At 38.6% G+C, this 21,085-nt stretch carries 15 protein-coding genes; 6 read left to right on the top strand and 9 right to left on the bottom strand.

Annotated features, from left to right (window positions below; translation table 11 throughout):
- Nucleotides 1-28: 28 nt before the first annotated feature.
- Nucleotides 29-1,420, bottom strand: a complete 1,392-nt coding sequence (locus tag VB733_RS00780) for an NAD-dependent succinate-semialdehyde dehydrogenase (protein ID WP_323338211.1) — start codon at nt 1,418-1,420, stop codon at nt 29-31.
- A gap of 475 nt (nt 1,421-1,895) precedes the next feature.
- Nucleotides 1,896-3,512 carry an adenylate/guanylate cyclase domain-containing protein gene (locus VB733_RS00785; RefSeq protein ID WP_323338212.1) on the bottom strand — a complete coding sequence of 539 codons (1,617 nt, stop codon included), beginning with the start codon at nt 3,510-3,512 and terminating at the stop codon, nt 1,896-1,898.
- A gap of 487 nt (nt 3,513-3,999) precedes the next feature.
- Between VB733_RS00785 and VB733_RS00790 the strand changes: the two genes are divergently transcribed.
- Nucleotides 4,000-5,523: a VanZ family protein gene (locus tag VB733_RS00790; RefSeq protein WP_323338213.1), complete on the top strand. Its 1,524-nt coding sequence runs from the start codon at nt 4,000-4,002 to the stop codon at nt 5,521-5,523.
- 152 nt (nt 5,524-5,675) lie between these two features.
- Here VB733_RS00790 and VB733_RS00795 read toward each other — a convergent pair whose 3' ends face one another.
- The gene (locus tag VB733_RS00795) at nt 5,676-5,846 is read right to left on the bottom strand and encodes a hypothetical protein (protein WP_323338214.1); all 171 of its coding nucleotides are present in this window, start codon (nt 5,844-5,846) and stop codon (nt 5,676-5,678) included.
- A 387-nt stretch (nt 5,847-6,233) separates the two neighbouring features.
- On the opposite strand from VB733_RS00795, the gene VB733_RS00800 reads away from it, so the two are divergent.
- A complete protein-coding gene (locus VB733_RS00800; RefSeq protein WP_323338215.1) occupies nt 6,234-6,677 on the top strand; it encodes an LptA/OstA family protein in 444 nt (147 codons plus the stop codon).
- Between the two features lie 223 nt (nt 6,678-6,900).
- Here VB733_RS00800 and VB733_RS00805 read toward each other — a convergent pair whose 3' ends face one another.
- The 3 genes from VB733_RS00805 to VB733_RS00815 form a co-directional block, all read right to left on the bottom strand.
- Nucleotides 6,901-7,392: a YajQ family cyclic di-GMP-binding protein gene (locus tag VB733_RS00805; RefSeq protein ID WP_323338216.1), complete on the bottom strand. Its 492-nt coding sequence runs from the start codon at nt 7,390-7,392 to the stop codon at nt 6,901-6,903.
- Nucleotides 7,393-7,553: 161 nt separating this feature from the next.
- Entirely contained in the window at nt 7,554-7,967 is a 414-nt protein-coding gene (locus tag VB733_RS00810) for an MAPEG family protein (protein ID WP_323338217.1), read from the bottom strand.
- A 2-nt stretch (nt 7,968-7,969) separates the two neighbouring features.
- Nucleotides 7,970-8,476, bottom strand: coding sequence for a DNA recombination-mediator protein A (locus VB733_RS00815; RefSeq protein WP_096610401.1), 507 nt, complete (start codon nt 8,474-8,476; stop codon nt 7,970-7,972).
- A gap of 297 nt (nt 8,477-8,773) precedes the next feature.
- Between VB733_RS00815 and VB733_RS00820 the strand changes: the two genes are divergently transcribed.
- Complete coding sequence (locus tag VB733_RS00820; RefSeq protein ID WP_323338218.1) at nt 8,774-9,244, top strand: hypothetical protein; 471 nt, start codon at nt 8,774-8,776, stop codon at nt 9,242-9,244.
- A 9-nt stretch (nt 9,245-9,253) separates the two neighbouring features.
- Here the strand turns inward: VB733_RS00820 and VB733_RS00825 are convergent, their stop codons facing one another.
- Both VB733_RS00825 and ebsA read right to left on the bottom strand, forming a co-directional pair.
- Entirely contained in the window at nt 9,254-10,369 is a 1,116-nt protein-coding gene (locus VB733_RS00825; RefSeq protein ID WP_323338219.1) for a phosphotransacetylase family protein, read from the bottom strand.
- A gap of 438 nt (nt 10,370-10,807) precedes the next feature.
- Nucleotides 10,808-11,188 (bottom strand): type IV pilus biogenesis protein EbsA, encoded by a 381-nt coding sequence (ebsA, locus tag VB733_RS00830; protein WP_323338220.1) that lies wholly within the window; start codon nt 11,186-11,188, stop codon nt 10,808-10,810.
- Nucleotides 11,189-11,429: 241 nt separating this feature from the next.
- On the opposite strand from ebsA, the gene VB733_RS00835 reads away from it, so the two are divergent.
- Complete coding sequence (locus VB733_RS00835; RefSeq protein WP_323338221.1) at nt 11,430-12,842, top strand: glycosyltransferase family 2 protein; 1,413 nt, start codon at nt 11,430-11,432, stop codon at nt 12,840-12,842.
- 60 nt (nt 12,843-12,902) lie between these two features.
- Here the strand turns inward: VB733_RS00835 and VB733_RS00840 are convergent, their stop codons facing one another.
- Nucleotides 12,903-15,092 (bottom strand): DNA polymerase III subunit gamma/tau, encoded by a 2,190-nt coding sequence (locus tag VB733_RS00840; RefSeq protein ID WP_323338222.1) that lies wholly within the window; start codon nt 15,090-15,092, stop codon nt 12,903-12,905.
- Between the two features lie 258 nt (nt 15,093-15,350).
- Here VB733_RS00840 and VB733_RS00845 point away from each other — a divergent pair, with 258 nt between their 5' ends.
- Together VB733_RS00845 and VB733_RS00850 are read left to right on the top strand one after the other, a co-directional pair.
- A complete protein-coding gene (locus tag VB733_RS00845) occupies nt 15,351-16,112 on the top strand; it encodes a hypothetical protein (protein ID WP_323338223.1) in 762 nt (253 codons plus the stop codon).
- A gap of 481 nt (nt 16,113-16,593) precedes the next feature.
- Nucleotides 16,594-21,012, top strand: coding sequence for a CHAT domain-containing protein (locus tag VB733_RS00850; RefSeq protein ID WP_323338224.1), 4,419 nt, complete (start codon nt 16,594-16,596; stop codon nt 21,010-21,012).
- The last annotated feature ends 73 nt before the right edge of the window (nt 21,013-21,085 follow it).

A 21,085-nucleotide genomic window follows, 5' to 3' on the forward strand; every position in this document is an offset into this window, starting at 1 on the left:
TCCTTTAGTCCCTGTTCAATTTCCCCAATTACTTAACCCACACTGTTTTAACATTTACAAACTCATGTATCCCCTGTATGCTGAGTTCGCGACCAAAACCGGAACGTTTGATACCACCGAAAGGTAAGCGGGGGTCAGATTTCACCATGCCATTAATAAAAACAGCACCGGCTTCAATTTCCTGAATGAGTCGTTCTTGTTCGCTCTTGTCGGTTGTCCAAGCACTTGCGCCCAATCCGAAAGGGGTAGAGTTGGCAATTTTAATCGCCGCATTCAGATCGGGGACACGAAATAGCATTGCCACAGGTCCAAAGAATTCTTCTTTCGCAATGGGTTTCTCTGGAGATATGTCTGTAATTATGGTGGGAGGGTAAAAATTACCTTTTCTGAGAGATGGAGTTAATTGCGTCTCCAAATCAGTAATATTACCTCCAAATAGAATTTTTCCTCCACTATTAACAGCAGTTTGGACTTGTGCATCTAATTCTTTGAGAATACCGGGTGTAGCTAGGGGTCCAATGTCAGTTTCCGGTAACATTGGATCGCCAATTTTTAATGCCTGGAATTTTTCTAAGAGTAGTTTTTCAAATTTGTCGGCGACTGAATCTTCAATAATAAAGCGTTTAGCGGCAATGCAAGATTGTCCATTGTTTAACATCCGGGCAGTGACTGCGGTTGTGGCTGCGGCTTCAATATCGGCACTGGCAAGCACAATAAAAGGATCACTACCACCGAGTTCGAGAACAACTTTTTTGATTTGCTTACCTGCATTCGCTGCTAGGGACATGCCCGCAGGTTCGCTACCTGTGAGGGTTGCAGCTTTGATGCGATCGTCAGCGATGAGATCGGCAACTTTGACGGCTCCCACGAGAAATGTTTGAAATACTCCCTTAGGTAAACCTGCTTTGAGGAAAATTTCTTCAATAGCTAAAGCACACTGAGGCACATTAGAAGCATGTTTTAAGATACCCGCATTTCCTGCCATGAGTGCGGGTGCGGCAAAGCGGAATACCTGCCAAAAGGGGAAATTCCAGGGCATCACGGCAAGGATAATCCCTAATGGTTGGTATTTAACGAAACTATTGCTAGCATCCGTAGGAATAGGAACATCGGCAAGGAATTGGGGTGCATGTTCGGCATAGTAGCGGCAAACTAGGGCACATTTTTCAACTTCAGCAACCGCGCTTTTGTGGGTTTTGCCCATTTCCAGCGTCATGATTTTGGCAAACTCAGATTTCTCCTGCTCCAAAATATTTGCTGCTTGGTTGAGAATATGCGATCGCTCTGCAAAACTCGTCTTTTGATATTCCTCAAAAGCCTGTTGTGCCAAATCTAATCTGCTAGAAATTTCTGTATCATTGAGTGGCTCAAAGGATTTGAGCAACTCCCCTGTAGCGGGATTGATGGTAGCGAGTGACATTACCTGACCTCCCGTCAAATATATCTAAAGTATAGTATTGACTTTTTGACTTATACCCTAATGGTTATAGCAAAAATTTCCTGAATAGCTACTTAATTAAATTGTAGTATTTTCATTATTAAGAAGTACGCATAAATTAAAATATCGCAACAGGAAATCAAAAATCAGGATGAGCGATTTCTGGTTTTGTGGCTTTGCTGGAATCAAAATTTAGACTTTATAAGTATAATCAGAGTCTTGTCAGGTGAGTATTGTCTACTATATGACGATTCAATCAATTTGCAATATTTGCCAAGCAAAAACAAACTTCACAGGATTATTTTTGTGAGAGTAATTCAAATCCTGATACACAATATTTCTAAAATTCACCTGGAAAACCTTCACTCACAATTAGCTTAAGCATTAAATATTTATTCTTCACGAATCACTAACAGGTGCATGAAAATAATTAGCGCCTTTATAGAAATTTTAATAATTAATCATGCATTTTTGTTTGATAAACATTGACCAATCTATCAATTCCTTTAAATCTATATTCTCCCATTTGATAAAATGCTGAATTTGAACTTAATAATTGATAAGTTGCTTCGCTGACTACACATTCACCAGGAGGACAAACACTTTCTAAACGGGAAGCCAGATTTATTGTTGCCCCTAAAGCTGTATATTCAACCCTTTGAGAACTCCCAACATCACCCACAACAGCTTTACCACTATTAATGGCGATACGTAATTGTAAAGGTTGCTGCCAAAAATTGTTAGCATTCAAATTTTCTAAACGAATTAACATTGCTTGTGCAGCTGCAACTGCCCTATCGGCATGATCATGTTGTGCTTCTGGAGCGCCAAAAAAAGCCATAATACAGTCACCAATATACTTATCTAAAGTACCTCCATAGGTAAAAACTTCTTGGAGCATTTCTTCAAATAATTTATTCAACATTTCCGCAATTTGCGTAGGTGTTAAACGTTCTGAAATTGCTGTAAATCCAACAATATCGGCAAACAAAATACTGATTTCACTTTCCTTCGGTGGTAAGCGCCCATCTGGTAAAGCACCAACATCAATTAATTGTTGGACAACAGCCGGTGAATGATATCTCTCTAAACGCTGACGAATGATTTCCTCGCTTTTCAATTTTTCAGCTAATAACCAACGTTGAACACTCGATGCCACGATATTAGCAAGAGCAGAAAAAAAGCTTAATTCCTGTTCTCCTTCCTCCTCCCAATGGTAAGAAGAAAGATGTGCATCAGCATATAAAACTCCCACCACTTTATTTTCATCCCATAATGGTACAGCCATTGCACTGCGAATATCATTGATAACAATACTATGTTCGCTAGCAAATCTTGCGTCTTTTTGAGCATCAGCAATTTGAATGGCTACCTTTTCTGCAAATACCTTTTGACAAATACTACTGCTAATCCAACTACCATCAGCTGCCAGGTCTTGTTGCTCATAAATACTTCTAGCACCTGCACTCATTAATTCTAATTTTCCACCACTTTTAACATCAATTAATAACGCTAAACGGTCAATACTATTTAAATAGCGAAAAACAACTTTTTGAACTTGCAAAAATATTTCTTCAATCGATGCAGCAGCCGAAAGATTTTTGGCAATATCGACTAAATCTTTAAGCCGAGCAATAGTTTTATCTTTATTTTTACTATTACCTTCTTCTCCTTCAGCTTCTATCCAGCGTTCCTGTAATTGCTGAACGTTTCGTAAGATAGTACGTTGTTCGCCAGTTCCAGGTTGCTGCTGCTGAAATATTGGCAATTCACACTTATCTTTGAGAATGACTTGCAAACTAATATTACCTAACCAAATCACATCACCATGATCGAGTGGCTGTGCTGCTACCACTAATTTATCATTGACGTGCGTCCCATTTTTGCTGCCTAAATCCTCAATAATCCATTGTCCGTCTGGTATCTTCAGCAGACGGGCATGATATCGAGAAATCCCTCCAAATGGCAAATACAAATCACATTCAGGTAGACGACCAATTGTACATGCTTCTTGTTGCACCTTCACGATTTTGTCATTATTTCCTTCTTTTAGACGCAGTTTCAGTTCAGTCATGGGTTTGCGTTAGCGTAGCTTAACGAAGTTATCGCGACTCCAACAAGGGTGCTAGCCTTTTAAATCGATAGACTCTTCATCTTTTCTTTATGACATTCCTTGCTACTTTCTGACAACTCAGTAGTATTAGGCACATAATATTGTCGCAATCAAATTCCGCGATCGCAAGGCTGAAACTAAGGAAAAACTGTCACAATGAACAGATAATTAACCATAATTGTGATTAATTCTCAGTATTTTTATGTAAATCCTCATCTAATTGAGGACAAGACAAAAATTAATTCGGATAAAAATTTTTGCTGAATATCTCTATAAATACTCTAATAATTTCAGAACTATAGTAGCGAATTTCTGATGTGGGAGTATTTGTAAATTCTTTATCATAAGTTCATTTAGTCTTCATTTCCTTTTCGTCAAAATTATATATAACTGAAGCATATTAGAATTGGATAGAGAAAATTTATTGTAGTTTTTAAGGTCAATTTTTATGCGTAAAAATGACTCTTCTGTCACCAGGTATTTCGGATTTCCCATCGATGTATTAATAGTAATTATTAGTGTTGTATGTATTATTATTGCAACACTATATCCTTTTAATTTTTCTATCCCGCCAGATTTTTCATGGAGTACAATATTTGATAGTTTTGACAATACCAGTTTTTTTGATGACCAAGTAAATAATATTTTGTTATTTATGCCTTTGGGTTTTAGTGTAGGCAGTATTTTGCATCGAAACCAAGTTCAGCTATTCTTCCAAATAATTCTTGTGGTCATTATTGGTGCGAGTTTATCTTTTTCAGTTGAATTGTCACAATCATTTCTGGCTTCTCGTAGCCCAACACCTGAAGATATTCTCAATAATACAATTGGCAACTTTGTCGGATTAGCATGTTTTTATATTTGTGATTCCCACAGGTTTAATGGAATTTTGACAAAAATTGAAAATAGCAGTTTTGGAAATTCTAAAAAACAAATTATATTCTTATTTAGTGCATATATAATTTTAACATTTTTAGTGGGGATATCCTGGCAAAATCAGCTAAGTCTTAGTTCATGGAGTCAGAAATTCCCTTTAATTTTAGGCAACGAAGGTACTGGAGATAGACCTTGGCAAGGTTATATTTCTCAAATAGGTTTCACAGATAAAGCTATGTCTAAAAATCAAATAGAGGAAATACTTACTCATCCTAACTATCTGGCTAAGAATCAGGAATTATTAATTGGTAATTACCAATTTGATGGTAAAAATAATTATCGAGACACTAGGGGAAATTTACCGGATTTATTATGGCAAGAACAATTGTCAACAAGCGAAGATGATATCCAAAACAGGGTTACAGAAAAGGGTGTGACTTTAACTCCTATTAGCTGGTTAAAAAGTGCAGAGCCTGCTCAGATAATCAATAAAAAAATTAGAACAACTTCTGAATTTACAGTAATTACAAACCTCGCTACTACAAATTATAATCAAGCTGGACCAGCAAGAATTATTTCACTTTCACGTGATACATTAAATAGTAATCTCACAATTGGACAAGAAAGAAAAGACTTCGCCTTACGTTTGAGAACACCGTTAACTGGGGGAAATGGAGCAAATATCAAAATAGATATCCCAAATGTTTTTGCCGATACTAACAATCATCAGTTTGTGATTACTTACTCGCAAGGAATAGTCAGCATCTATATTGACAAATTTGAAAATTATTACAGATTTAACTTGCTAGAATTATTACCAAACAACCAAAAAGTTCTTTCCTATGCAATTACTTTTCTTCCATTAGGGCTATGTTTGGCATTAATTAGTATTATTGGCAAACGTAAATTTTGTAATTTGACTAGATTAATTTTTATTACTGGAATCATATTACCTTCATTAATAGTTGAAAGTATTTTAATTAATATAACTGGCAAAAATTTTAATTTGATAAATATTGCCATGGGAGTATTTTTCACCGCTTGTATAGCTTTGATTTTGCCAAGCATTAAAGCTATGAAAAAACAAGTCAATTAATTTAATAATTTTGTGGGATAAAGGGATGATTGAGAATGACGTGGAGATGCAAAAATAAATTAATCCTTTTTGATGTAAATGCCAAAATCATCCCACAATTACTGAATTTCCTGAAACTTATAACTCCTACATGCCCAATTATGATAACTTGATTATTCAGTCGCGATCGCAAAATTTTGAGAATAATAAATTGGATATTTACTTGATTCTTCCACTAGCGGACAAAAATCCCGATTAGCGAGCATCTGAAACGATTTCGGAATCAAGACACACAAAGCTGTTGTAAATAAAATTACTAAGCCAATTTTGAAATCAACATTCATCACACCACATACCTCAATTTAATGCTGTTGCCACACATATTTAGAAAGTTGATTTAGCTATCTATTTTCAGCTAAATAACACTTTTCTTCTTTAGAGTAGCGAGAGGATTCTATCTAATTCTATAGACTTTTGTCATAAACTAACATGACTTTTGTCATTTTTCTGTTTAATTTAGTTCTCTCTAGTAATAATACTGAGAAATAAAATTTAGTTGTTTTAGATTTAACTTTTATACTTCTTGATTTGTATGGAGAGTAAATATTTCCTCTGACTATCCGCATTACTATAGAAAAATTTCGGTGGTGAACTGCTAGTTAACGTGGATATATTACAAAAGTTGTGCCAGTATGTTGCAGGTGCATCTCAATATCTGATTGGGGAGTAAAATGTTTAATCTACATAGCTTTGTGGTGAATTTTTCATTAATGCGTCGGCTGCACTTGTCTTTATTGCTGCCAGCAGTTCTAACTTACTTTGTTCTTCTTTATGCAAGTATTAACAGTGTTTATGCTGAGACAATAGAAAACCAAGTAACTATTAATTTACTAGTACCGCAGAATCCAACACTCACAGATGATGTCATCTCTCGTGAGAAAAATCAAAACGTCTACACCTGGGAAGGAAATGTAGAATTTAGATACGAACCAAAGCAAATCCTCGCTACAGCAGAAAAGGCAGAATATTTTCAATCTGAGCAAAAAGTAGTTTTGACAGGGAAAGTCAAAGTGACTCAACAAGGTATATCCAGTGAAGCCGAAACCGTAACTTTTTTCGTCACAGAACAATTTAAAATAACTGCTGATCGAGTAATGATACCAGGCAGTAAATGAATGGGGGAAACTGGGTGCGAACTATTTTCCTTAATCTCCCCTCTGAGCTTGAATCAATATCAATATAAACTTTTCGCCAATAAAAATTAGAAGAAAGCTATGTTGCGAATAACTATCATTCTCGCTGCGTTGCGATCGCCTGGGGAAAGTCTTGTTTAATCTAGTTTATTAGGGCTTGATGATGAACCATAAATCAATAACTAATCACTAACAACAAATAAGCTTACCGATAATTTGTGAATTGCAATGCCACAGGATAATCTTCTTGCTTGAGTCTAGTAATTACAGTTTGCAATTCGTCTTTGCTTTTAGCACTGACACGTACGGCATCACCTTGAATCGAAGCTTGAATTTTTTTAAACTCATCACGAATCAACTTAGAAATTTGCTTGGCAATTTCTTGGCTAATACCTTTTTGAAGTTTGACTTCTTGACGTACTCGATTACCACTTGCCGATTCTATTTTCCCAAAATCAAATATTTTCTGGGATAAATTGCGTTTCGCAGCTTTTTCGCGGAGGATACCTTGTACAGTTTCTAATGTAAATTCGCTATCAGTATTAATAGTAATATTTTGCTCGCCTAGTTCCAGGGTTGTATTTGTATCTTTCAGATCGTAACGACTTTTTACATCTCTTACTACTTGATCGACAGCATTGACTAGTTCTTGTCGATCGAAGTCACTTACTACGTCAAAGGAATATGTCGAAGCCATAGAAGATTTAGGTTTTTAGATTTGGGTTTGTCGATGAAAGAGAGTAGGGATTAGAGAGTGGGGAGTTGATAGTTACAAGTGAAGAGTGAAAAATTAAAAATATAGCTTATTTTTGCTCTTTGCCCTTTACCATTACCCCTTTCCCCCTATCTATTCCCATCTTAACTAGAGGCTTGAATGAGGCTCAAAATATACAGCGTGGCTGAACCAAGCCCACCGATCGCGAACATTAAAGAACGCAAAATGGGTATATTCAAAATATAGAAAATTGAGTAAAACAACCGAGCCACTACAAACGCCATCGCAGCTACAACAGCCCAAGGGGAATTCACACCAGTTACATAAGCCATCATTGCGGCGGCAGCGAACACCATAAATGCCTCAAACGAGTTTTGGTGCGCCCATGTTGCACGTTGGGCATAAGGTGGTAACTTATCAAACATAGTGCGAGGAGCAGAAATATCATAGCCCAGGCTAAAACGGGCATAACCAACTACCAAAAATGGTGCGTAGATTAGTGCAGCAGCAGCAACGATAGAGTATAAAAAAATTACAGACACGGGCAAATGAAACATTACTAATCAAAGTAAAACGATGTCACCACCTTTCTTTGTTCTTCAGCATCTCGGCAAGTTTGCAGCAGGGTGCGGCTATCGTGAAAAGCAAAGCAAATAAGTTGCTGGCATCGGGAAACAATTTCCTTGTTGCACAGGTAGCTAGCTTCCGCTAACGACAAATTATCATTACTCGGATTTTCCACAAGATGCATTACCTGTTCTAGTTGTTGGCGCGATTCTAGCGGCTGACGCTCCAAACTTTGCGGTAAAATAACCGTCAAAAAATTGGGATCCGCTCGCATGGCTCCCCTAATTGCAGCAGAATTAGTGCCCGTTGCACCGGAGGTAATGATACGATTCCCTGATAAAACCAAGGCATAGGTCATCATCTCAATGAGATTCTGATGCGTAATTGGGACGTGACGAGAACCCAACAGGGCGATTCGCTTGGAACCTGTTTGCTGGATAGTCGCCAGTTCTTGCGCTAATGTATCGATATTGTTGATAAGGTCTGTTGACTGACTCAAAGACGGACATTTGCAGATTAAACAACCAAGATATTTTAGCAGACTGAGGGCTATAGCCAGCTTTACTTTTCATTGAATATACAAAACCTTTATCACAAACACTGTCCACAACCCATTCAAAAGTGAAAATTAATTAAAACTCTCTCTCCATTACCTGTTTTTCTTAATCTTTCTTTACTTTTTATTCAACAAATTGGATATACAATTATTTTAGTAAACACAAAAGTGACTAATGTTTTGTACTTGCTCTACAACTAAAGGTCAAGTGCTGGAAATTAGAATTAAAAGGTTCTTTGTATGACACTAGTATCTGTAACCCGTTTGCGTCTGAAATCCTGGTATTATTTACCGGCTTTTGCTTGGTACAATCTCCTCAGCTGCTGGCAAATCGTCAATATTGACGGTTTTGGGGGTGGAAAACTGATAGGAGACAACGGTATGGTGTTTTGGACGGTATCGGCATGGAAGAATCAACAGGCGATGCAGGATTACCGTAATTCTGGGGCACATCGTCAAGTAATGCCGATGCTGCAAAAATGGTGCAATGAAGCTGCAACAGTTCATTGGGAGCAAGCAGACGACAGTTTGCCTGATATGGAAAACATTTACCAGTGCATGGTGGAAAGGGGAAAATTTACCCGCTTGTTAAATCCATCACCAGCCCATTTAGCAGGTACTATCTCCCAACCTGTGTCATCGAAGGCAAAAGCACTGCCGTTGCGTCCCAGAAAAAATCGAACTTTAGAAATACCAGAAAGCCAAGCTTAGAAATACCATCTAGCTGGAAGGTAAAGTCACGGTAGCATTTAAACCTAGTAAAGATAACAAACGATTCACATCAAAATGTTCGCTCATTAACTGACGAATACACTCAACCTTGATTGGCTCATGAACGCGCACTTGTCCAAAAGCTTTATCCACAATTTCCACAGTAGTTAATGTATCTAAATCTACTGAGATTATGGGGATTTCCAGTTCCTCTGCTCTAGTGAGAATAAAATGTGGAGGTGGTAGTTGTCCGGTGAGGATAAGACATTGGGTAGAAGTTTCTAAAGCCGCTTGCTGGATTTCAACACGATCGCCTCCTGTCACCACCGCCATATTCCGGCGCTTACGGAAGTATTTCACTGCTGAGTTAACATTCATCGCCCCAATTGCCAGACTTTCCACCATTAAATCTAAGCGATCGCTACGGCAGAGAACATCGGCATTGAGTTGATTTACCAGTTCCCTAACGCTGACACTACGTAATAAACTACTTTCTGGTAACATTCCCAATACAGGGATATTCATATCCTCTAAAAATGTCCGCATTGTTGTGTTCACGGCTTGTAGTTGTGCTGCGGGAATATCATTAATCACAACACCAATGAGGCGATCGCTCAATCTTTGCTTGGCGGATAATAGGGATTCGACTGAACACAGCGATTTATAACGACATACCAAAATAATCGGCGCATCGACAGCCTCAGCCACTTCTGATAAAGATAGTCCAAATAAACTACCCTCATCTAAATTACCCGCACCTTCGAGCAACATTAAATCCCCCGTCTGTAATTGTGAATATTGTTCGACGAGGGATTGACGATAATTAGTCTTATCTTCACCACATAGGCGTTTTTGCACCGCTAATTCATCCAAAGCCAGTAAAGTTGGAGTAATACGGTTTACAGGTAAATTGAGATTGGTGGCAATAAACTCCACATCCTCTTCTACTAAGTGGCTTTCAGATTCACTTAAACAGGTACCTAAAGGCTTGCCATAGGTAATATCAAATCCTTTTTTCTGTAGCTGATAAGACAAGCCCAAAACAGTTGCGGATTTGCCACTGTAAGCTTCAGTAGAACCAATTAACAAATACTTAGGGGGTAAATATTCAGGGGATTTTGGCACACGCGCACTCCTAATTTGTATTCATTGAGTAGCTTTTAGCGGCTAATTAAGAGGACATCAAGCATGGAAAAGCAACTTCCACAAAATGTAAAGCGTGCATTTCGTCATCTGCTTGTTAGACTTCGGAGAATTTGTAAACACAATCTCGTAAAGAATCTAGCAGTCATTAGCCCTCAAATTTTAGAGCGAAATTTGCATAAATTACCCTCTCTTAATCACCCACGCCTCTATAACGCTTATAACCTAAATCAGCAAAAAGCTAGCAGATTAAGACTTCCAACCCATTCTAATAGTTTTTAGCTGCAAGCTCTGGAAATTTCTGGTTTTACTGGTATCTATTTACACATTTGATTCGCTTCCACTAGCTATCCATCGAAACCAGTAACTAATCAATAATTGAAGAGTGCGCGTTTGTATTGCCAAAATTAACTAAATTCATCAATTAGCTTCATCAATACGCAGTAATTTGCGATAAAATGTCTGGGAAAAATCAGTTGTACGCTGGCGTTTATAAGTTTCCAACATTTCAATCAAATAATTCACAAACTCGAAACTAGCCGTCATCATTTCATAGCTAAGTTCCGCATCACCGTCAAACTGAATTCGACAGCGAGTTAAATCGGAAGGTAAGCTAGCAATATTCCAACTGGCAACAAAAGGAACTGCTTCACCTCCTTCGATTTTACGCTCACCTTCTAAAACACCACTTTGATAGAGGCTAATCGCGTAGGGCAAAAAATTACGCTTATTTCCTTGAATATAGGGCATATAAACGCTAGCTTGCTGTTGTGAAGCAGGCTGAAGTTTGTCAATAGCCATAACTTAATCTTCCTAAAGTTCAGTAGACAAGCAAATCTGTTGATCGATACTCGTAGTGTTCCCAAAAATTTATCGTTATGCACAGGAGAGGAACACACTGAAACAAGCAGATAGCGCCAAAATCCTTCTTTAGTATCTCCTCCTCTCCCCATGCCCGATTCCCTAATTTGCTAAGAAATGTGAAATTGTCAGGTACAATAGGGCTGCATAGATAAGTACTGGTGGTTGAATTAAGTAAACTATGCCAGCTAATTCCTGGTCTGATAATGATTCTTTTAGCGAATTTGATGCGCTTGACTCCTTGCTTTCCGAGTTATCGGTAGAAGATGAGGAGTTAGTAGAAGAGACTTTTGATTCCCTGTCTCTTCCATCCCGTTTTCAAAATCGTAGGCGTAAAGCCGCTATAGTGTTGACTCTAGTTTGGAGCAGCACGATCGCACTGCATTTAATTTCTTGGGGTTCTTTAGTTGTTTTGGGTTTAAGCGCCATTGTCGGGTTTCATGCTCTGACAGTTGTTTTTGCCCGTCTCAAAACCTATCCAGAAGCGGTTGCAGAGGATTTACCCTTTGTATCTGTGATGGTAGCTGCCAAAAACGAGGAAGCTGTGATCAGCAATCTTGTTGATAATTTATGTAACTTAAATTATCCAAATGGACGTTATGAAGTCTGGATTGTTGATGACAACAGTAGCGACAATACGGGTAAATTACTCACAAAACTGACTCAAGAATACAAAAATCTGAAGATATTTCGCCGATCTCCCGATGCTACTGGCGGCAAATCTGGGGCACTAAACCAAGTTTTGCCGATGACAAAAGGTGAAATTGTTGCCGTGTTTGATGCAGATGCTCAAGTACCACCCGATTTATTGATGCGGGTAATACCTATGTTTCAGCGTCAACAGGTGGGAGCCGTACAAGTCCGCAAAGCCATTGCCAATCAGGGCGAAAATTTCTGGACTCAAGGACAATATGCCGAAATGGCGTTAGATACCTTTTTGCAGTCCCATCGCAATGCGATCGCTGGAGTCCCAGAACTACGTGGTAATGGACAATTTGTGCGCCGTCAAGCACTATCTCGCTGTGGTGGTTGGAATGAAGAAACAATTACCGACGATTTAGATTTAACTTTTCGCTTGCATCTTGACAAATGGGACATAGAATGCATCTTTGATCCATTTGTGAAGGAAGAAGGCGTGACGACTGCAATTGCCCTTTGGCATCAGCGCAACCGATGGGTAGAAGGTGGATTTCAAAGATATCTGGACTACTGGGATTTGCTGTTAAAAAATCGCCTAGGAAGTCGTAAAACCCTTGACATGCTGGTATTTTTGCTCTCGCAGTATATTATGCCGATGGCGATAGTTCCCGACTTTTTAATGGCAATAATTCGCCAACGTCCCCCAATGTTAACCCCGGTTACTGGTATTGCGATGAGCATGTCGGTGACAGGAATGTTCGTTGGATTGGCGCGAATACGAAAAGATCAGAATTTTAAATTTTCCTCATATTTGGTGATGCTGCTGCAAACCATACGTGGCACCATATATATGCTTCATTGGTTAGTAGTTATCAGTAGCGTTACAGCCCGAATGTCGGTAAGACCAAAAAGGCTGAAATGGGTGAAAACAGTACATCAAGGGAATGGGCATTAGGAACTAGGGAAAATAGGGAAGGGGAAAGCAAACAAATACCCCATACCCAGTTCCCAATTCCTAATCATCATCACCTATTTCCATGAGTTCAGGTAATGTTCCCAAATCACCAATTTCTGTATCGTCTTCGCTAAAACCAATTACTTTCCCGTCAAAGAAATCTGCCAAGCGTTCTGCTGCATGTAATAGTTTTTCGGCGATCGCATCGTTGATAATAGGTGTAATTGCTATAGCTGGTTGAATATTATCTTGGGGTTGAGGTTGAGTAGTTAAACTGTTTTCTACCCCATTATTAATATTATTGTTTACATTAATAATGCCATTATTACTATTTCCGTTCTGATTAATTTCATTAGTATTACTTTTATTATTCCCGTTATTATTTGCATTATTAACATAGTTATTACTATTGCCATTATTTCCATATCCATTAGTTCCATTCCAGTTATTCGCCGTATTATTTGATGTGGCTTGTTGGTTAGCTGGAAATGTTGGATTCACACTTGTTGGGTTAACAGGTGGCGAGCCTTCTGAAGAAGGTGGGTTGGTGGGTTGTGCGGCAATATTAGTAGAAGTGGGAAAATTACTAGAAGCATCAAAATTAGACTGAGGTGTGTGGCGAGTAGAGCCATTTAAGCTATGTTTATCTCTACTCGCCGACTGAGGGGGGATGGAATTTGCTACCTCCACATCTACCCTAATTTCGCGTTGGAAAGCTGATTTAAAGGCAGCTGTAATTATAGGTAAGTCTGTCTGAACCCGTTTGAACCAGGCTTGTTTGATGCCCAGTCTTGCTGTTTTCTCCTGAAGTTCGATGACATGACACATTTGCCGTAGCAGTTCCCGTCTCGATACTGGTTCGAGGTGGGAAAGCACTTGTTGCCATACTTGAATTAAGTCTTGCTGATTATTAGTTGGTTGCTGGTTTGTTGGTACTTGATTATTAGTTGCTGGTTGCTGGTTTACTGGTACTTGATTATTAGTTGGTTGCTGGTTTACTGGTACTTGATTATTAGTTGCTGGTTGCTGGTTTACTGGTACTTGATTATTAGTTGCTGGTTGCTGGTTTACTGGTACTTGATTATTTGTGACTGATTGCTGATTGGATATTGGTGCAATATTTGTAGGTGGAATATTTGTAGTGATGATTTGTTGTTGCTGTGCTGAGGGAAGCAAACCAAGTATGGTTACTTCTAACCACAGTCGGGGTTGAGTCGTGTTTTTGAGTTGGACTTCGGCACTACGTAAATGTTGCTGTCCTGCCAATATGCTGTTGATGCTGATTTGTTGAGAAAATTGAACTAAGGAAAGCCAGGTTTCTTGGGTACAGGCGACTAAATCTCCACGGTTGGGGGCTGTTTTGGCTATGAGTAAGTCACGGTAAAAGCCTGCGAGGTTTTGCAATACGACTAATGGTTCGCGTCCTCTATCAAGGATTTTGCGGATATTATCAATTACCACTTCTCCATTGTCAGATGCGATCGCACTTACTAAAGCAAATAAATCTTTTTCACTAACAGTACCAACTAAATCCCAAACTTTATCGGGTGTAACTTCACCTGATAATAAACTTAATTGATCAAGTAAACTTTCGGCATCACGCAATCCTCCTTGCGATAGTTGTGCAACAAGAGTAATTGCCTCTTCAGAAATGTGAATATTTTCTTGAATAGAAATATATGTCAAATGTTTGACCATAGATTCTAGAGGTATTCTTCTAAAATCAAATCTTTGACAACGTGAAATAATTGTCGGTAAAACCCTTTGCGGGTCTGTAGTTGCTAAGACAAAAACAATGTGTTTAGGTGGCTCCTCTAGAGTTTTGAGTAATGCATTGAACGCCTGGGTACTGAGCATGTGACATTCATCGATCGCATAAACTTTATAGCGACATTGCACGGGAGCAAACTGTGCCCTTTCAATAATTTCGCGAATATTATCAACCCCAGTATTGCTGGCTGCATCAATTTCGATTACGTCAATTGAGTAACCTTTAGAAATTCCCTGACATACGTCGCACACCCCGCAAGGTGTAGCTGTAGGTTGCTGACTGTTAAGACAATTTAAGGATTTGGCGAGGATACGCGCACTTGATGTTTTTCCTGTACCACGAGGTCCCGTAAATAAGTATGCTGGGGCAATTCTCGATGTACTGATAGCATTCGTCAAAGTAGTTGCGATCGCTTCTTGCCCCACCAATTCTGCAAAGCTTTTTGGGCGATACTTGTGGTGTAGGGGTTCGTATGACATGGTAATCGCGATTTCAACGCCTAAGAAGTGGACAATTTACACAAACGCCCTATTTGAGCCTATATATTTTAAACGCAGTTAAAGACAGTTTTTTGCTACAAGGGTATTTTTCTATATGAAAAAAATTTAAACATTTAATAACTTAATGAAATTTAATCATAATTGGTCTGTAGATTTTATTTAATTGATACACCCTATGAATGCAGTCCCGTCGCTACAATCTTAGGGTACACACCAACGAATGAAGGGTGCATGTAGATGTTCAAACGGCTCATTCAGTGGCTCAAAAATATTTTTCAAAGTTTGTTTGGAGTTAAGCCAACCCCAGCCAAAATTAGCGCAAATGTCCAGCAGAAAGACGCTCCCCCCCTCAACGACACCGATTTAGAATTTTTGTTTAGTGAACTTTTGGAAGGAGTCAATCAGGCACGTGGACAAGCTTGGGCACTGAAATGGTTGCATAACATAGAACACCGTGTTTCTACTGAACGTTGGCTCGGATGGCTGCGCGGATTTGGCGATAAGTTAATGGCATCAACTGCCCCAAATAACGAACTAGCCTCGCGATTGATACAACTTGGTGAATTAGATGTTGGTGAAGTTGGCGACCTTGCCTATGATATCGGCATGGATTTAATTACACGAAATCAACAAGAGCCAATATGGGAGTATAGCGGACCAGATACAGTTTCAAACACAGTTTCAAACACACCTGTAAATTCAGCAATATCCCCAGAAACAACCTCCGAATTCACACAAGTGGCAACTTCAGAAGCAACCGCAGAAGCGAACCCAGACGGTGATTTTCAAACTATTACCCTCGACCAGTTATACGAACTAATGCAGCAGGATGACAATTTGCGCCAAATAGTCGCTCAACAGGTAGGGATTGAAAGTGATAACCCTGAGGATATCATTCAAGCTCTAGTTGACCAATTTCAAGCTACGGAACAGGTTACAGACCAAACGACAGAGACGAATAATACTACTCCAATCGCCACCGAAGAACCAAATATTTAGTTCAATCGTACTATAAAAATCGGGAAAGGGGAAGTCATGGGCAATAAGTAATTTAGGTGCGGAGTGCTAAGTTAATAATTTTTTACCCTTTCCCCTTTGTCGCTTGTCAATTTCCCATACATAGTTACTAATTACCGAAATTTATTGCTTTGCTTAAGGAAATATAGCGCTAAAGTCAACTTCGGTGGTATGGTAGCTTTTGTTTCTCAAGGTTATGTATTTGGCTCTTGACAGATAGTATTCTATTGAGTATTCGATATTGGGTATTCGATATTGTTCAGCGATTGCCAGGTTGATGAGTAACTTAATTTCATGCAGTCAAAATAGTCGAAATAGTCACAATAGTTACAGACAGTCAGAGATAGTGAAATTTTAATGACGTTTTCAAGCGTAATCTCCCTTGGAGAATGGCTACACAAACGTGAAAGTCGATGAAAAACATCCGAGTGTATGGTAGATGCTCAAGTGGTGAATTTGCCTAATGCTGAAAAAAATTTTCCAAAAAATCTTTGGCAAACAACAGGAGCGCTCTTCCCGCAAGGTGGCGCAACAAACGGAGATACAATCGCTACCGGAATTGACAAACGCGGATTTAGATTATTTGTTTAGTCAACTTTTGGAAGGTGTTGCCCAGGTGCGGGGACAACAATGGGTACTTAATTTTCTCCAACGCATAGAAAACCGTATTAGTCAAGAGCGTTGGTTAATTTGGTTACAAAATTATGGCGATCGCTTACTGGCTTCTCCTGTACCCAATGAGGAATTGGCTTTCCGACTTATCCAATTGGGTGAGTTAGATGTGGGAAATATGGGAGATTTAGCCTATAACATTGGGATGCAATTACTAGCACGTAATTCTGGAAATGAATACTGGCAAGATGTTAGTAGTGAGCCAATGGTGGGAGGGGTTGAAATAGATGTACCTATTGCTAATGGTAATGTCATAACCCCAGCCGAAAGTAATCTCATACCTCCACTACCACCGCTTGTTGAAAATTTTGAAGCCAGTGAACAAGCAGTATTTAGCGAATCTAGTCACAGTATTCAAGAGTGGGTAAGCGAGGATATGACACCACCCATATCAGCAAATGTAGTATTTAATTCAGATATTGTGAATTTAAATGCTACAGATTTTGGTGGCGAAAGTAGAAAAACAAACAATCTTAATGGTCATCTTGTCAACCCTAGAGAAACAAATAATCTTGAAGAAAGTATTATTGAACAGAATATTGAACAGAATAATTTTGAAGGTAATTTAGAGAATCAAGCATTAACGTTTGAATTTGGTGTAGATTTATGGAATGTAGAATCACAACCAAATGTAGAGTTAAATACCTTATCATCGAATTTTATTTCTGATGATTTGATTGTTCAAGAAGTAGACAATTCTATCGAAAATAGAAATTCAGAAAATATAAATTACACTTCTCTGGAAGATACTCCTGGACAGCAGTTATTGCGGGAATTTGGGGAAGAATTGTGGGGAGAAAATCCTCATTTAGAAGAAAAGACAGAAGACACAGTTGCAACACCTCTCACTGGTGAAGAATGGGCACAAATTATTGATGCAAACTATGTTGAATTTTCCACGCAGTTCCACCCTCAATTAGTATCAGATAACTTAGAAGAAATAATTTCCGAACAGAAACAACAACAAGTAGTAAATGAAACCCAGAAATTAGAAGTCATCACACCTAAATCAGCAAAAGAACACAATATTGAAGATGACTTTGATACTCCAATTATGCCTGTCACCAGGAAGATGTTTGAATCGACATCTGAACATGTCACTAATACAACATTTGAGCAAACACAAACAAACGTACTGTCAATTATTAATGTCACTTTAGATGAATTGTGGGCGAGATTACAGCAAAGCGCACAATTCGCAGAACAATTAGCATCTGGGTTACTAAATTCAGCAAATACACAACAATTACTGATTGGCAATCAACCTGATTGCATCACTACACAAGCAGAAGGACAAGCTTGGTTTTATCAAGGACTTCAACAAGCCAAATCTGGAGATTTAGCTAGCGCGATCGCATCATACGATCAAGCGATCGCCTTGTCACCAGATGCTTACGAATATTGGTTTAATCGTGGTTTAGCCCTGTTTCATTTGCAAAGATTGGAGGAGGCAATTGTTAGTTATGAAAATACGATCGCCATTAAACCCGATTATTACAAAGCATGGTTTAATCGTGGTGCATGTTTAGGGGAACTCGAACGTTTTGATGTTGCTCTCCCATCCTTTGACAAAGCGATCGAACTCAAATCAGATTACGATGAAGCTTGGTCTGGTAAAGCTTTAGCATTATTGAAATTAGGTCAAATCAGCGAAGCAATTTATTGTTACGACAGGGCAACCCAACTCGAACCGCAAGACGCGCAAGCTTGGTATTATCGTGGTGTAGCTTTGTCAGAAAATAAACTTTATGCAGAAGCAATTACTTCATTTGATGAAGCCTTGGAAATTCAACCCCAATACTATTTAGCTTGGTTTAATCGCGGTTTAGCCCAGGCGCAATTAGAACAGTGGGAAGATGCAGTTATTTCCTATCAAAAAGCCTTAAAATCTCAACCTGGTTCCTACGAACTGTGGTACTTGCGAGGTGTCGCCCTCGATAAATGCCAGAGATATGAAGATGCCATTGATTCCTATGATAATGCCTTGGCTCTAAATCCCGAACTATACGATATTTGGATTGATAAAGGCGTAATTTACGCCAATTTGGGAGAATGGCAGGAAGCGATCGCCTCATGGGATCAGGCATTAAATATCCAACCTCATCTTTACATTGGTTGGTTCAATAAAGCGATCGCCCATGAAAAATTAGGACAACCCGCAGAAGCAATTCTCGCTTACGAAGAAGCTGTAAATATTGAACCCAATTTTCATCTAGCTTGGTACAATCGTGGATTACTCCTATTTGCGATTGAAAAATATGAAGAAGCAATTTTGTCTTTTGACTATACTTTACAGTTGCAACCCGAATATCTGGAAGCTTGGATAGCGCGAGCAAATGCAGTCGAAAAGTCACCAGGATTTGATTATTATCTCAGTTCCCATAGTGCGATCGCTTCTGCAAATCCCTCATTAACTGCACGCGGGATCGATGGTAAACTCACAACCTATGCCGCAGCTGTCAACTATATAGATAAAGATACCTATCCTGAAGCTTGGGGAAAACTATATTTAACTCTTGGTAATGCCTATTATGACAGAGGTAAGCATTACAGCTTTATCAATGATGATTGGGCACAAGCAATTCATGCATATAATCAAGCATTGCTAACAGTTAATTCCGAAAATTTTCCAGAACTAAATTTAGAAATTCTCCAAAGTATCACTCAAGTTTTACTCGGTTTTGGCGATACCAACCAAGCTTTACAATTTCAAACCTATGCTACTAGCTTACTCAATCATGCTTTAAATGATGCCAACATTTCCGAAGCAAGTAAAAAACAACTAGCATTAAAATTTTCGAGTTTGGGACAATTAGCTGTAGATATTGCAGTTCAACAAGGTGAATTAGTCCAAGCATTAGAACTTGCCGAATATGGCAAAAATACTTGTTTGAATTACTTACTTGTGGGCAATAATCATCAGATTTCTTCCCCTAATTACAATACAATTCAAAAACTCGTCAATTCCACAACTGCCATAGTTTATTGGCATATTAGCCCATCCGGTTTGCGTAGTTTCATTATCAAACAAAATCACACCGAACCAATACTTGTTTTTACACCCATCTTTAGCATTGGGGAAATGGATGAGTTACCAATTCCCGAAGCAGTAGAACGTTTAACTGCGTTTGCAGAGTGGTTAGATGATTGGCAGCAACAATACAGTGAATATCGCACAATTAAAGATGCCGGAATTAAAGATACAGGAATTGAAGATATAGAAGCAAATCAAAATCAATATTCCTGGGAACATTCATGGCAGGAAGATATGCTCCATCGTTTGCTGAAACTGCATGAAATTTTGAATATTTCGGCGATCGAACAGGAACTGGAAGGGATTACAAAATTAATTCTCATACCTCACCGTGATTTATGTAAATTGCCTTTACATGCACTTTTCCAGTTCAATGAAACTACTAACTTAAAATTAACAATTACCTATCTCCCCACTGCGGCAAGTGGATTATCGCGATTAAATAATTCTTGGCGCTGGGAACAGCAATCTCTGCTAAGTATTGAAGTACCAAATCACATTGGGTTTAATGGTTTAAAATCAACAAAATTAGAAACAGAAGCCATTACCCAGATGTTTAGTAAAATGAAGCGGATTCTGGGAGCAAAAGCAAGCAAACAAGAATTGCAAAATGAAATAAAAAATTATAATATTTTGCACTTCACAGGTTATGTGAACAACAACACAATTAATCCGCAACAATCAGAATTCTTGCTTGCAGAATCAGATACACTGACTGTTGCCGAAATGAGCAGGACAAATCTAGCTAATTATAATTTGATTACCCTATCGGCAGGTGAAATCGTTGATATTAATCAGCAAGTAATTACATCTGAATATGTGGGTATAGTTACCGCCTTAATGCAGCAAGGTGTTAAGCATATTCTCAGTCGTGAATGGATGGTAGAACCTGCGGTAAACGGGTTAGTAATGGTTGAATTTTACCGGAAATTGCAGCAAGGGAAGTCAGCCACAGATGCATTAAATGAAGCAATTATTTGGTTGAAGGAATTAACTGTTGGTGATTTGAAGAAATGGTACGATAACTTGTTAAGGAAATCGCCCTTGGGTGGAGTCAGAATACAAGCACTTGTGGCAACTCAGCTATATAGAACTAATAATCTAGCTACAGATGAGAAATTGTACAGTCATCCTTACTATTGGGCTGGATTTAAGATTAGTGGGAATCTGGACTAATGTGTGAAAAATAGATGTTCTAAATCTTACGTCTGGTTAAACACATACCAGAAGATAAAAAAAAACTAGCGAT

Origin of the sequence: Calothrix sp. UHCC 0171 (assembly GCF_034931845.1) — a bacterium.
GTDB lineage: Bacteria > Cyanobacteriota > Cyanobacteriia > Cyanobacteriales > Nostocaceae > Brunnivagina.